The organism is Zongyangia hominis, from assembly GCF_014385095.1.
Classification (GTDB): domain Bacteria; phylum Bacillota; class Clostridia; order Oscillospirales; family Ruminococcaceae; genus Zongyangia; species Zongyangia hominis.
The window spans coordinates 194,873-209,344 of the sequence record NZ_JACRTC010000006.1; the positions used below are offsets into that span (position 1 = coordinate 194,873).

The window sequence follows — 14,472 nt, forward strand, 5'->3', positions numbered from 1 at the left end:
AAAATACTAGGAATAAATTACAGGGATGTTATAATGAGAGCCAAGAGACTGATGGAAAAGTCCCCCAACCTTGGGGACGACAAACCAATCGAAAGGGAGATGCATCACATGAGAAGAAGAAGGGGCGGCCATTGGGCCGCATCCGCCTGTATCGCGCTGCTGTTGGCGCTCGTCCTCGCCCTGGGAGGCATTCTGCCCGCTCTGGCCGCCGCCCCGGCGAAAGAAGGCGGGCTGGACTTTTCCGGCTATCAGGGCGCGGGGCTTTCCTATGACGAAGGGTCCGGTACCTATACGGTGGCCAACAATCAGGGCAACCAACTGGTGGCCTCGTCCACCTTCGGGGACGTTTTCACCCTGGAAGCCGACGTCACCCTGGATGAAAAGACCGCGGTGGCGGGCTTTCTCTTTGGCGTGGGGGACCCGTCCAAGCCCGACGCCAAGTGGAGCGCCGTCCATCTACGTCCGGCCGACGGCCAGTATGGGGCGGTGCGTGTCTTCTCCAAGCAGGACATCAAAAACCTGGATAAAAAGGTGAACCTTGACCCGGACACCACGGGCAAGCCCATCCATCTAAGCCTTACGGTGGACGGGGAGAAGAATATCATCGTTTCGGTCAACGGAAAGGAGAAAATTCGCGTCAACTACCCGGCGTGGGGCGGCGGATACTTAGGGCTGATGACCTACAACTGCCAGGCCCAGTTCCAGCATGTATCCTACGCCGCCGAAGCCCAAGAGTCCGGCGTCTTTGAGACAAACCTTCAAAATCTCCACGGGCTGCAGGGCGCTTGGGAGGAACGGGACAACGGCTTATATTCCTCCGGCACCGGCAACTGCTTTGCCATGAGCGACACGGTGGGGAGCCACTTCACCTATGAAGCGGACGTGGAGGTCCTGGACGGACAGACCGCCTCCTTGGTCTTCCGCTCCAACCAAAACGGCTCGCAGGCCTATGTGGCCAATATCAGTAAAGCGGGCAAGGCGCGGCTCTTCCGCTTCCCGGCCAAGGGGGACTTTGAGCTGGGTAACGTGACCATTGCCCCCAAGAGCAGCTATCATCTGCGTGTCGAGGCCGTCGGTTCCCACCTCCAATATTATATCGACGATGTCCTCTTAATCGAGGCCGACGACACCACCTACACCACCGGCTATTTCGGGCTGCTGACCTACAGCGGCACCGCGCTCTACCAGCATGTCAACCATACCCCGGTGCCGGAGGAAAACCTGCCCGCCCTGACGGGGCTTGCCCTCCTCGGCGCGGATCTGACGCCCGCCTTTGACAAGAAAGTCAGCGCCTATCGGGCGGTCTTTGATGATGACGTCGCTTCCCTGCGCATCCGTCCCACCGCCAGCGAGGGGACACACCTGTCCTATACCGTGCAGGACAAAAATAAACAGGTGCTATATCAGGATATCCCCATCGCAAGCGGCGCCGAATCGGCGGATATCGCCCTGCCCACAGGGGAAAACCTCATCACCATCCAGGCGGAGAAAAACGGGGTGAAGCTGCTGACCACCATCACCGCCATCCGCCGCCTGCCGGCCAGCGCGCTTTATGAGGAGCCCTACCGGCTGCAGTTTCACTTCTCCCCCCAGACAAACTTCATGAACGACCCCAACGGGCTTGTTTACGACCCCACCAGCGGGACCTATCACATGTTCTTCCAACACAGCCCCCAATTGGCGGACATGGGCAATCAGACCTGGGGACACGCTGTATCCCGGGACCTGGTCCACTGGGAGCAGCTCCCCACCGCTCTGGAAATGGACGAGCTGGGCGCTATTTTCTCCGGCAGCTGCGTGGTAGACGAGGACAACACCTCCCACCTCTTCGACGACAACCAGCCGGGGGATTCCCGCCTGGTGGCTATTTTCACCCACTCGGGCGGGGACCGCACCCACGGCGCGCAGAAACAGAGCCTGGCCTATTCCAAGGACCACGGCATGACTTGGATCAAGTATGACGGCAACCCAATCATCTCCAATGCGGGGGACCGGTATCCGGGCGGCTTCCGGGACCCGAAGGTCGTGCGCTATGACGGCAGATGGCTCATGGTCACCGGCGGCGGACGGTTCCGGCTGTTTTCCTCCGACAACCTCATCGATTGGACGCTGGAAAGCGAGCCTACCTACATCGACGGCAAGGGGGAAAGTCAGCCCATCGTGGCCGAATGTCCCGACCTTTATCCCCTGCCCCTGGACGGCGATACGGGCAATGTCAAATGGGTTCTCAACGGGGCGGGGCGGCTTTACTTTGTCGGCGATCTTGTCACCGGCGCGGACGGGAAAATCCAGTTTGTGCCCGAGACGGGCAAGCTGGAAAACATCTACGGCAGCACCGACATCTATGCCACCCAAAGCTATTATAACGACGGGGCGGGCAAGGACCGGCGGATGTCGGTCAGCTGGATTCGCGACAAGACGGCCCTCGACTTTGTGGCGGAGGGCAAGGGATGGAACGGCGCGCAGACGCTCCCCTATGAAACCAAGCTGCAAACCATCGACGGGGTCATGCGCTTGACCAGCTTCCCTGTGGAGGAGGTCGCGGCTTTGCGGGGCTCCGAACCCCTCTATCAGTCTGAAAGCTCCCAGACGATTTCTTCGGATTCTCAGAACCTCCTTGCAGGCGTGCAGGCGGAGCTCTTTGATATGGAAGCCGTCATCACCCTGGGCAACGCCGATGAATTTGGCTTCAAGCTGCGGATGGGGGACGGCCAGGAGACGCTGGTTCAATACGATGTGGCGTCACAGACCCTCACCGTGGACAAATCCCATTCCGGCGTGGTGGATAAGACCACCTCCGGCGCGGTCTATTTTCCGCAGCACAGCATGAAGCTTTCGCCGCGGGAGGGGAAGGTCACCCTGCGCATTTTGGGAGATACCTCCTTCCTCGACGTCTTCGGTAACAAAGGGGAAGCCTCCATCAACACCCTGTTCTTCCCCGACGCTCAAAGCACCGGCATGGAGTTTTACGTGAAGGGCGGCGACGTCACGGTGGATTCTCTCACGGTTTATTCCATGAATTCCATTTGGAAGGAGCCGTCGCCTCAGCCGGTTCCCACGGTTCTCACCGACCTGACCCTGTCTTCGGCCCTCTTAGCGCCCAACTTCTCTTCCGATGTGACCGAATACACCGCCACTGTGGCGAACTCTGTGGACTCCATCAAGGTTCTCCCCACCTACACCGGCGATACAGCCGTCACCGTGAACGGCACGGAAGTCGCTTCCGGCGCTTACTCCGCCGACATCAGTCTCAATGTGGGCGAGAACACCATCACCGTCGTCGCGGGAGAGAAGACCTACACCATCAAAGTTACCAGAGAGGACAAGGAACCTCCTGTCACCGAGAAACCCTTCCTGGACGGCCTGGAACTCTCTCAGGGCGTCCTCCAGCCAAGCTTCGACAAGGACGTCAACGCCTACACCGCCTCTGTCGCAAACAATGTGGACTCCATCCAGGTCAAACCCTTCTACTCCGGCGAGATGGCAGTCACTGTGAACGGCAAGGCTGTAGAAAGCGGCGTCTTCTCCGAGGCCATTGCTCTCGATGTAGGAGAGAACACCATCGAAGTGAAGCTCGTCATGGGAGAAAAAGAAAACATCTATACGATTGTCGTCACCCGTGCAAAACCTACGGACACGACGAAGCCTACCACCACGAAGCCCTCTATCCCGGGGGGGAACGGTTCGGATTGGAAGTGGCCGGAGGGTACGGCAAAGCCTGGCACTGGGAAAGAGAACCCGCAGTCGGGCGACGCGTCGGCGTTGCCAATAGCGCTGCTGCTCATGGCGGGCGCTGCTGGAACAGCGGTCTTCCTCTCCAGAAAGCGGAAGAAATAGCGGCGTATCATTCTTTTCATTTTCGAGCGGCACATAAGCAGGGGCGGTATCGCGTGCGATACCGCCCCTGCTTTTGCGTTATTTCGATGAGGACGAATGATCTTCCCCGGACAATATGTGCTTTTGCAGCGTCTGGATGACGATGGCAATGTCAATGGGTTTCGTAATGTGATCATTCATCCCACAAGCCAGACATCGCTGGATGTCTTCGGTAAACGCGTCCGCCGTCATGGCAATGATGGGGATATCGGCATCCGGCCTGGATGCCGCCCGGATGGCTTTGGTCGCCTCATATCCATCCATTTCCGGCATCCGGATATCCATCAGGATGCCGTCATAGCTTCCCGGTTCCGACCGCCTGAATTTTTCCACACAAACCCGTCCGTTCTCCGCCCGCTCGATGACGAGGCCCAGCTGGGTCAACAGCGCGTCTGCGATTTCCCAGTTGAGGTCGTTGTCTTCGGCCAGTAAAATTCGTTTGCCGGAAAGCATTTGCATTTCCTTCTCAGGCGAACTCATTTCCTCTGGCGCAATCCCCATGTAGTGATTGAGCGCGTAGAAGAGGGTCGACTTAAACAGCGGTTTGGCCACAAAGCCGCTGACGCCTGCGCGCCGCGCCTCTTGTTCGATATGATTCCATTCATAAGCGGATATGAGCAAAATGGGAATTGTGCCCCCGATCTGCTGGCGGAACTGAAGCGCCGTCTCCAATCCGCTGAGGCCCGGCATGTTCCAGTCGAGCAGTATGATCTCATAATCATCGCCCGCACGGTGGCGCTCCTGCGCCATTGTTAGGGCGCTTTCACCGTCCAAAGTCCATTGCGCATCCGCGCCCATCTCCCGCAAGATGGAAGCCGCGTCTTCACAGATCTGCTTGTCGTCATCAACAATGAGAATTTTCCATGGGGGAAGACGCATGTCCTCCACCTGGATGAGCGCCTTTTCCAGATCCAATGTGACATGAAATTCGCTACCGGCCCCCGGCTCGCTGTGGACCTCGATGCGCCCCTGCATGGCGTCCACAATATATTTGGAGATCGCCATTCCCAACCCGGTTCCTTCAGTCTTATTGACCCGCTCGCAGTTTTCCCGTTCAAAGGCCTCGAACAGCCGCTCCTGGAACGCTTTGGACATGCCGATGCCCGTATCCTTCACATAAAAGTGGAGCCGGACAAAAGACTCCCCAGCGGGGGACGGCTCCTGACGCAGGGACAGATAGATGGTGCCGCCGGCCGGCGTAAACTTGATGGCATTGGACAGGAGATTGATTAGGACCTGGTTGAGCCGCACGCCGTCGCAGTACACATCCTCCACGTCCACATCCTGAATAAAGACATCAAACTGTTGATGCTTTTCTTTGATCTGAGGCTGGACAATATTGACGATGCTGTCCACCACTTCCCGCAGAGAAAGTCTGTCCATGTTAAGGGTCAGCTTCCCGCTTTCAATTTTGGACATATCGAGGACATCGTTGATCAGCCCCAGCAGATGCTTGCTGGAAAGCTCAATCTTTTGTAGGCAGTTTTGCACCCGCCCGGCATCGTCCAAGTTGGATTTGGCAATGGACGTCATCCCCACGATGGCGTTCATGGGCGTGCGGATGTCGTGGCTCATATTGGAAAGAAACTCACTTTTGGACCGGTTGGCGCTGTCGGCTTTTTTCCTCGCCTCGTCAAGGGCCGCCATCTGCTGCTGCGACATGCGAAAATACAGGAAAAAGAGGAACAGCAGCACAATTGTAATAACGCCGCACCCGGCAAGCGTCGTCGCGATGCGCTTCCCATTTAAGGCCATAATAGGTTCTTCCAGCGTGCCATAGGGCATCACCGACACCAGATACCAATCCGAATAGGGCAACGGTGAAAAATAGGTGCTGCGTTTCTCCCCATGGATGGTCAATACGATAGAGTGGTCCGCACCGTTGGCAATCGCGCGCTCTATGTCCCGCAGCATTTTCTGAGGCGTCTGATTGGGCGACTGGCCGTAGGACAGTACCCTTTCAAAGTAGGAGTCCTCGGTGGCGTCTGCGTTGCGCAGAATAAAGGTGCCGTCCTTGCGGATAAAATGGGAGTACACCAACGTTTCGCCGATATCCAGGGACAAATTCTTTTCAATATGCTTCATGGGAAGGCCGGCGACCAACGCCGCGCTTCTCCCCCCATCTTCCATCTGATAGACGGCGGGCACGCCCAAGAGGATCAGCTCTTCCCCGGACTGGGCCTTGGCGGCGGCCACCTTTTTTTCATCCCGGCGCAACCCGTCCAAAAACGCGTCTTCATCTATGATCTCAATGTCTTCCCCGAAAAGGGCGGTCCCATTGCCGTCCTCGTCGTAGAGGCCCAGATAGGTATAGTCATATCCCCTCGCGCTGGCTTTCACTTCGTCGAGGGACTGCCGGCCGGCATCGCCGTCCCCTGCTGCCGTGCGCCCCACAAGCTCCTCCATCTGGGCCACCCGCGAATCAATGAACAAACTAAATTGAAGTTTGAGCTGCGTGCTCATCTGCGACATGTAAATAGTCCCGACCTCATGGATGGTCTCACCACTCTGGCTGACCATGTACGCCGTGATCCAAACGAACACGCCGATGCACAGGATCAGCGCGCAGGCGAGACTCGTCCACAAAATACGCAGCGCCCTTTTTCCCATAAAAATTTCCTCGTACTTTAATATTTTTTGTCATGTAAAATTAATTACCATTGTAGTACTTTCAAAGTTGCTTGTCCATTGTATGTCCAGAGATGCTTTTTCCTTACCAAAAAAGCCGGGGTCCTCGAGGGCCCCGGCTTTCTTTCGTTGCGCTTAATTTACTTTCTATTTCTTTTTCCTGCTGATGATCACTGCCGCCCCCGCACTCAGCGCAAAGGCAGCTACGGCAATGGGGAGGGAGGAAGCATCGCCCGACGGTGGGTTTTTCTTGCCCCCCTTGGGCCCTTCCCCGTCCTTTTCACCGCTTCCAGCGGGCCACTTCCAATCGGAACCGCTGCCGCCCGAAATGACAGGTTTGCTGGTCATACTCGGTTCCTCCCCGCCGCCCAGGGCCGGGATGGTAAACGCGATGGGGATGTCCTCCCCTGCGCCGTCCAGGGTTAGGGTGATGGTCCCCGTGACAGAGCCCGGCGTTTTGTTCGTCGCCTTGGTGATCGCAAAGTCCTTGGTCCAGGCGGCGGTGATCTTTTCGTTGACGATGCCCTTGCTCACAAGAGCCATAACATCCGCCGCCGTGGTATCATTGGTGGCTTCATACCCGTCCAGTGCCGCCAATGCCGCCTCCTTGGCTTCCGTCAGGGTCTGGGGCGCTTCGCTCAGGGTGAGCGCATATTCCTGATATCCGCGCCGGTCGCCGGAGGTAACGGAGATGGTCACCGTCGCGGGCAGGTTCTCGGAGGAGGAAACGACGCGCACGGTGGCGTCCTTACTAGCGGCCCCCGCGGTTATTTCCGGCACACCCGCCCCTCTGGGCAGGGATATATCGTAGGAGAAAGTATCACACGCAAAGCCGGGCAGGGCTTCCCCGTCGATGGAGATCGAGGCGAGCTTCGCTTCGCTCAGGCCCCGGATATATCCGGCAAACTGTTCCGCAATCAGGGTGTAGGCCCCGTCGTTGGGATGGATGCCGTCGGGGAACCAGTCGGGGTGTCCCGCGGAAAAGGTGTGCATATCGATGACGTCGAGCCCCAGCTCCCGGCCGATTGTCTCAATGGTGGGGACAATCCGCTCATGGATATAGGTCTTCTGGGGTTCCGCGCCATAGCTTGTCATCGGCAGCGCCAAGAACACCTTGGGATGGGTGGGCAGTCCCCGATATTCCTCGGCAAGGGCGGTGTAATCGGCCTTAAAACTGCCGCCCTCCCGCTCCCAGACCCAATCGATACCGTCGTTGGTGCCCAGCATCAGGATGACCACATCGGGCCCAAACGCCTTCCCCAGGCCATAGCGGTCGGTGAGGCGGTAGGAGAGCTGTCCGCCCGCGATGGCGTTGGCTCCGCCCACACCGGCGTTATAGACGGTATAGCCGTCGCCCAGAATGCTCTGGAGCTGGGCGGGATAGGATTTGTTATTAAAGTCGGAGGAGCCGTAGCCCTCGGTAATACTGTCGCCCACACACAGGACCCGGATGGGACCGGCGACGCTCTGGTCAATCTTTTCTTCCAGCACATCCGCGTTTGTAACGAGCAGCTTTTGCAGGGGAGTGAGCGCCTGATAGGCGGCGCTTGCCTCCTCCACCTGGGCCTGATTGGCCGGGGTGACCAGCGCGGGAAGGGCCGCAATCGTCTCCTCCACCGCCGACGCGGCCGAGCGGTCTCCGGCGCTTGCCATGGAGGGGGTATAGACGGCGATGGTATAGGTCTTTTCATTGCCGCCGGCCGCTTTGACCCGATACTCCACCGGCTGGGAGAAGTCCTGCACCGAACCGGATTCCTTGTCGGAAGACGCCCCATCCGAAAGGGCAAAGGTGGGCGCCAGCCGGGTTAAGTCGGTGCCGTCCTCCACCAGGAAATAAAACGCGTCGTCCTCCTGGACGCTGGCGGTATGGGGATTCAAAGAGACGCTGGTCATCTGGTTTTCCCAGGCGCCGGTGGTTAGGGTCAAATTCTGAAATTCCACCAAGGCGTTGCACCCCATGACGCCCACCCGGCCCGACGTGTAGACCTGGGTGGTGTCAAAGTCCACGATGTCCCGGAAAATCTCGACGCCGCCAAAAGTGTAGCTGATCTTTCCGTCGGCGTATTGGAGTTTGAAGTGGTAGGTTTCTCCGGTCTTGGGGCTGATGCCCGCCTCGACGAACCTGTTTTTGGCAAGGTCGCTGACGAGACTGCCCTTCCATGGATACTCGAAGATGCGAAACTGCTGGCCCAGCGCGCCGCCGCCCAGGTCAAAGTTGACGCAATATCCTCCTAAGGACCCCGGGTCGCTGCCCTGCGCCTCGAACAAAATGCCGATGGCGGTGCCCTCCATGAGGGTCATGTCCCCCTCGAAGGTGAACGGGCCGTTCAGCTCATCTTTCGCCACGGCATAGCCGTCCCCGTTCATGGACCCCCGCAGGCCGGTGACGGTCTCGCTCCAATAGCCGTTCGTAAAGTCCCAGCCGGTCAGGTTGTGGGTGAAACCGGAAGTGGGCGGCTGATCTTTTAAAGTGACGCTGTGGTAAGTCACGTCGCTATAAAAGGTGTTGATGCCAAAGCTTCCTGCCGGAAGAGCGACGTCGGACTTAACGGTAACGAGGACGTCGTTGAGATAGGCCTTCAACGTGCTTGTCCCGTCGTAATCGAGCCGCAGGGTCAGGGTATTCATGCCCTTTTCCACCTCGGTAAGCGGGCGGCCGGCCTCCCAGAAGCCCTCCCCGCCGCCATTCCAGAAGATACGGGAATCGCCCCGGCCCTTGTCCACATTGAGGCTAAAAAAATACCCCACGGGGTTCCCGGCGTCCCGGACGCTGAAGATAATACCCGCCGTGGTACTGCCGTTATTGAGAGTAAAATCGGCTTCATAGGAGAAAGGCTCTCCCGGCGTATAGGCCACGTCGCTCATGGCGTAGCCGTCCAGGTCCCTGTTGGTGCCCCGGAAGCCCCCTGCTTCGGGGGTCCAACTGCCGGTGACGCCGTGCCAACCGGTCAGGTTGGTAGAAAAGCCTCCGTTTGCCCCCAGGTCCTCGGGCCCTGCCGCCCAGGCCGCGGCCCCCAACAGCAGTGTTACCGCCAGCAGTAAGGACAGTAGTCTTGTGGAAATGCGACGCAACTTTTTTTGCACTTCTTCTTCCCTTCTTTCTCTTGATTCCCCTCCGAAGTGGGGATGGAAAAATTCTCCATAGGGTTATTATAGGGTGGAGGAAATCTAAATTCAATCTGTGGAAAAGTTGTTTTGTATTTTTGGCTGTTTTACTTTTCTTATCCCCCTCCCCCTCCCTATCTTTCGGTATTACGCCAACCAGCCGAGCGTAAAAAGCAGGTTGTCTCTACAACTTTTCCCAGGGTCTTTCGGACGGATACAAAGTGAAGGGCAGGCCCCGTGGGGCCTGCCCTTCACTTTGTACCGGTTCGTTGTGTCTTTTCCGGATTCTTTAGCTTCTGGAGCACCTTGCCGATGTCCTCCTCGATGCACAGGGAGCGCCCGGCCAGCTCTTCGGGACACTGGGCTTCCCCATTGTTGACGCAGGCGTAAACTGCCTGCGGGTTGCGATTCGCCATTTCCCAAAACGGGTATTTGATGATGACCGGGGTATTGTAGCCCACCCCCAGCTCTAAAAAGAGGACGCGGCCATCCTGGTGCCGCCGGAGGAAATCGACATACCGCTCCTTTGCCCGATGCCAGCCCTCGTCCTCCACAAAGCGGTGGTCGCAGCGCAGGTTCATGGCCATGGGCTTACCGCACACCGGACACCGGGGAAGGAGGTCGGAAGGCGCCCGCATGTTTTCCTGCCGGGCCACCATGGCGCGGATGGTTTCTTCGTTGTCGTAGGTCTTTTGATGGCAGGGCTCCGAACACTGGAACAGCCCGTAGTCGCCCTGGGTATAAAAAAGCCGCTCCTTTTCGATCCCCGCTTTTTGGAAGCAGTGGTCCACGTTGGTGGTCAACACAAAATAGTCTTTGCCCTTTAAAAGGGCCGCCAAGTCCTGATAGACCGGCTTAGGCGGGTCCAGGTAGCGGTTGATATAGATATAGCGGCTCCAATAGGCCCAGTATTCTTCCCATGTCCCGTAGCGGTAGAACCCGCCGGAGTACATGTCGTGGAAGCCGTACTTTTCCTCGAAGTCGCCGAAATATTGGTGAAAGCGCTTCCCCGTATAGACAAGGCCCGCCGAAATAGACAGCCCCGCTCCCGCGCCCACGACGATGGCGTCGGCCGACCGAAGCTCTTCCCGCAGCCTATCGATTTGGACCGAGAAGGCTGCGGTAGACGGCCTTGTCAGAATCCTTGAAAACATTGAAAATCACCCTCATCTCTGTTGATTCCGCATCCAAAAACTCCCGCACCGTGCTAACGGCGATCTGGGCCGCCCGGTCGGGTGGGAAGTGAAACTCCCCGGTGGAGATGCAGCAAAAGGCGACGCTTCTAAGCCCCTTTTCATCAGCGAGCTCCAGGCAGGAGCGGTAACAGGAGGAAAGCGCCTCGCAGTCGCGCTCCCCCAGCTCCCCGGTGATGATCGGGCCCACCGTGTGCAGGACATACCGGCAGGGCAGGTTATATCCCAGCGTCATCTTGGCGCCGCCGGTGGGCTCTTCATGGCCCTGATTTGCCATGAGTTGGCGGCACTCCTCCCGCAGCTGCAATCCCGCCGCCGAATGGATGGCGTTGTCGATGCAACCGTGGCAGGGGACAAAACAGCCGAGGAGGGCGCTGTTGGCGGCGTTTACGATGGCGTCCACCTGTAGCCGGGTGATGTCCCCCTGCCACAGCGCGATGCGCGGGTCCCCGGTGGCCGGAAGGGCCGCCCCATCCACCACGCCCTTTTCTTCCCGCTCCGCACCCAGCAGTTCATCCTGCAGTTTCACAAATGCGGGAGAAAGCGGCAGGGGCGGCCGGACGTTCATCAGGGACCGCAAAAGCCGCCGCTGGGCGGGGAGGTTCTCTTCCCATTGTGCCGCCTCTTGTCGATACTGGGGCATTTCGTCGAGAAGGAAGGCGTTGAGCTTTTTGATTAGTTCCAGCCGCTGCATATCATTTTCCCCTTCGTTTTGGTCGTTTTTGCACCGCTTGCCCATTCCCTATGCCGCGCCTGGCATCAGCCCAAGCGCCGGACGGCCTTTGCCGGACAACACTCCGCGCAAGCGCCGCAGTGGAGACAGTGCTCCTGGACAATTTTGTAGGGCGCGCCCTCCCGGATACAATTTTGCGGGCAGACTTTCACACAAGCGCCGCACCCGACGCACTGTTCGGTGATCACAAAGCCCTTGGGCGTAATCTTTCCCTTCCCGAGCGTATAGCACTCCCGGAAGATGGGATGCGCTCCCAGGTTAAAGTACTCGATCTGGGCGTCGCGGATGCAGAAGATGATGCCGATGTCCCGGGTGTCGCCGGGATAGACGTTGGCGAGATAGGGCTGCTCGGTAAAAATGGTGTCGATCCATTTTTTCTGCTCCCCCTCCTCCACCAGCACAGCCGTACCGGAAAGGCGGATCATCTCGTTATATTTCGTGTACCCGAGGACTTGTACCCGGCCGTCGCGGCATAATTCCTGACAGAAATTTTTGCCCCGGGCGGTAAAAAAGTACACCGCCTCCGGCTCATAGTGAAGGGCGCTGATGTTGCGTATCTGGGGATTGCCCCCGGCATCCACCGTAGCAAAAGCCAATACGCCCACCAGGCGCAGTTTTTCTAAACAAGTCTTTTTATCCATTGTATCACCTCATGAAACTTCTTTCCAGCACTGGGGGTCCGCCCCGTAAAAACTGCCGGAGGTGCCGCAGGCCACGGCGGGACAGCCTCGGCAAAAGCGCAAGAGCTCACATTTTGAACACTTTGCAAAGCGGCTGTAATCCCGGTAGCTTTCCATCTCTTCCCCCACCCATACATCGGAAAGGGCATCTTTGAACACATTGCCCACCCGGCTTTCGAACCTCCGGCAAGCGTATACGTCGCCGGTGGGCAGGATGGTCAGATGGCAATTGCCGCAGTTGCACCCGCTGTAAATCATGTTTTCTTCGGCGTCTTTGGGAATTTGGAACCGGCCCCGCTCATAGTCAAAGAGGGTCCACAAATGATCTTTGCGGTTAAAATAGGTCTTACAGCCCTCTGCTTCATACCGCCCAAACTTCTCGTCGCACCGACAGAGTAAATCGCGGTATTGCCCGGGCGTCATGCCGGCGTCCTTCTCCCCGCCGGTGGGGCAATAGCGGGCAAAGGCAAACACATCCACGCCGTGCTCCACCACCGTGTCGATGATGGCGGGAACTTCGTCGATGTTTTTTCCCGACACCGTCGTCATGATGACTGAGCGGATGCCCGCCTCTTTGAGGCAGGCGATCTTTTCCAGCGTGCAGTCAAAGGAACCGGGCTTGCGAAACCAGTCGTGGGTCTTTCGCATCCCGTCCAGCGACATCTGATACTTCTGGCATCCGCATGCTTTGAGACGCCTGCAGACCGCAGGGTCCAGGTGGAAGGGATTCCCCAGGATGGTAAACGGAATGTCCCGCTCTTTGAGGCGGCCCATCAGCTTCCAGAAGTCCGGATGGAGGATGGGGTCCCCGCCCGTGATGTAAAAATAGGGCTGACGACCGAATGTATTGCACATCTCACAGCAGTTATCCACCACCTGTTTCATCTCTTCCCAGCGCATGGCGTCGAGCGCCTTGCCGCTGTCTTCTGAAAAAATATAGCAGTGCTTGCACCGCTGGTCGCAGTCATCGGTGATGTGCCACTGAAACGCAAAGTACTCCCTCATGGAAATCCCCTCCTGGTTTGCTCGTCTATGTGAAGCGGTTTCCCCGCCTTTCGTTGGTTGGCTCCCGGCGGAAAAATTGCGCCGGGAGCCATCGGGCGGTCTTATTTGCCGTCCGCCCCGCAGGCCGTGGGTTTCTCTTCGGGCTTGTCGGAAGCCCCGCACGCGGAACCGCAGGCCGCCGGTTTCTCTTCGGGTTTCCCGGAAGCCCCGCACGCGGAACCGCAGGCCGCCGGTTTCTCCTCGGGTTTCCCGGAAGCGCCGCAGGCCGAACCGCAGGCCGCCGGCTTCTCCTCGGGTTTCCCGGAAGCCGCCTTTTTCTTCTGATTCCAGCCGAATAAATTGGAAAGTGCCATGGTGATATCCTCCCCTTGATCAGATCATCAGAACCATCTGTGTTCTGTATTTTCATTGTAAAGCGGGAGTATCTCTTTGGGAAGTACGCACTATTCTATAACTAAGTTACCTTTTGGTAACCGCTTGTGGGTATGGTGCTAGAATGATATAATAAATCTATTCGAATGTACACGGAAACTGTCAGGAGGCGGCATTATGCTGACAAAGGAAGAATTACCAGTCTGCCCGGTGGCGACTACCGTACAGCTCATTGGGAACAAGTGGAAGCTTCTCATCATCCGGAACCTGATGCAGCGTCCGTGGCGTTTCAACGAGCTCAGGAAGAGTTTGGAAGGCATCAGCCAAAAAGTATTGACCGACAGTCTGCGTTCCATGGAGGCGGACGGCATCATCACCCGCACCGTTTATCCGGAAATTCCTCCCCGGGTGGAGTACGCGCTCTCTGACCTGGGAGAATCCATGCGTCCCATCTTGGATGCCATGGAACAGTGGGGCAGCGGTTATCAGGACCTGGTCCGCAGCCAGCGGTAGACGTTCAGCGAGACCCGGGGGCGGCGGGACCTGCTTTCATGAGCGGTTTGCAGGGATACGGCAAACTTAGGCCATAACAGGGCGCCTGCCAGCGCCACTTTGCGCTGGCAGGCGCCCTCCCACGTTGCCGTTGCCTTTGACGCCAATTGCGGCCACTGATTCCTCCGTTAGCGGTGCAATTCCTCAGCGGTATCTGCGCTTCTTCCCCATAGCGCGGCAAAAAGGCGGAGGCCGGACAAAAGTCCGGCCTCCGCCTTTTGCTTTTTTAGCTGGGTCTTATTGAGAAGAAGAAGGGTTTCGTTATTTCTTCCGCTTTCTGGTAAGGAAGACCGCTGTTCCAGCAGCGCCCGCCATGAGCAGCAGCGCT

Annotated in this window: 9 protein-coding genes; 2 read left to right on the top strand and 7 right to left on the bottom strand. The window is 57.9% G+C overall.

The annotated features are described in order from the left end of the window. The first annotated feature begins 33 nt into the window (after positions 1-33). Positions 34-3,837 (top strand): cadherin-like beta sandwich domain-containing protein, encoded by a 3,804-nt coding sequence (locus tag H8709_RS09660; protein ID WP_262398171.1) that lies wholly within the window; start codon positions 34-36, stop codon positions 3,835-3,837. Positions 3,838-3,915: 78 nt separating this feature from the next. On the opposite strand, the gene H8709_RS09665 is transcribed toward H8709_RS09660, so the two are convergent. From H8709_RS09665 to acgA, 7 genes are all read right to left on the bottom strand, one after another. After that, a complete protein-coding gene (locus H8709_RS09665; RefSeq protein WP_316248758.1) occupies positions 3,916-6,462 on the bottom strand; it encodes a hybrid sensor histidine kinase/response regulator in 2,547 nt (848 codons plus the stop codon). A gap of 189 nt (positions 6,463-6,651) precedes the next feature. After that, positions 6,652-9,588, bottom strand: coding sequence for a GDSL-type esterase/lipase family protein (locus H8709_RS09670; protein ID WP_262398173.1), 2,937 nt, complete (start codon positions 9,586-9,588; stop codon positions 6,652-6,654). Between the two features lie 272 nt (positions 9,589-9,860). Beyond that, the gene (locus H8709_RS09675; protein WP_262398174.1) at positions 9,861-10,763 is read right to left on the bottom strand and encodes an SIR2 family NAD-dependent protein deacylase; all 903 of its coding nucleotides are present in this window, start codon (positions 10,761-10,763) and stop codon (positions 9,861-9,863) included. Beyond that, positions 10,705-11,496 carry a protein-ADP-ribose hydrolase gene (locus tag H8709_RS09680; protein ID WP_262398175.1) on the bottom strand — a complete coding sequence of 264 codons (792 nt, stop codon included), beginning with the start codon at positions 11,494-11,496 and terminating at the stop codon, positions 10,705-10,707. Before H8709_RS09680 ends, H8709_RS09675 begins: the two co-directional genes overlap by 59 nt. Before the next feature lie 65 nt (positions 11,497-11,561). After that, positions 11,562-12,176, bottom strand: a complete 615-nt coding sequence (locus H8709_RS09685; protein WP_262398176.1) for a 4Fe-4S binding protein — start codon at positions 12,174-12,176, stop codon at positions 11,562-11,564. A 9-nt stretch (positions 12,177-12,185) separates the two neighbouring features. Next, on the bottom strand, positions 12,186-13,220 hold the full coding sequence (acgM, locus tag H8709_RS09690) for a radical SAM/SPASM domain protein, ACGX system (RefSeq protein WP_262398177.1): 1,035 nt from the start codon (positions 13,218-13,220) through the stop codon (positions 12,186-12,188). A 101-nt stretch (positions 13,221-13,321) separates the two neighbouring features. Further along, a complete protein-coding gene (acgA, locus tag H8709_RS09695; RefSeq protein ID WP_262398178.1) occupies positions 13,322-13,573 on the bottom strand; it encodes an ACGX-repeat peptide in 252 nt (83 codons plus the stop codon). Positions 13,574-13,769: 196 nt separating this feature from the next. Here acgA and H8709_RS09700 point away from each other — a divergent pair, with 196 nt between their 5' ends. Next, entirely contained in the window at positions 13,770-14,105 is a 336-nt protein-coding gene (locus H8709_RS09700) for a winged helix-turn-helix transcriptional regulator (RefSeq protein ID WP_262398179.1), read from the top strand. Positions 14,106-14,472 lie beyond the last annotated feature (367 nt).

Coding starts and splice junctions, on each gene's coding strand:
- H8709_RS09660 (WP_262398171.1), top strand. CDS start 34: ATGAGAGCCAAGAGACTGATGGAAAAGTCCCCCAACCTTGGGGACGAC.
- H8709_RS09675 (WP_262398174.1), bottom strand. CDS start 10,763: ATGTTTTCAAGGATTCTGACAAGGCCGTCTACCGCAGCCTTCTCGGTC.
- H8709_RS09680 (WP_262398175.1), bottom strand. CDS start 11,496: ATGCAGCGGCTGGAACTAATCAAAAAGCTCAACGCCTTCCTTCTCGAC.
- H8709_RS09685 (WP_262398176.1), bottom strand. CDS start 12,176: ATGGATAAAAAGACTTGTTTAGAAAAACTGCGCCTGGTGGGCGTATTG.
- acgM (WP_262398177.1), bottom strand. CDS start 13,220: ATGAGGGAGTACTTTGCGTTTCAGTGGCACATCACCGATGACTGCGAC.
- acgA (WP_262398178.1), bottom strand. CDS start 13,573: ATGGCACTTTCCAATTTATTCGGCTGGAATCAGAAGAAAAAGGCGGCT.
- H8709_RS09700 (WP_262398179.1), top strand. CDS start 13,770: ATGCTGACAAAGGAAGAATTACCAGTCTGCCCGGTGGCGACTACCGTA.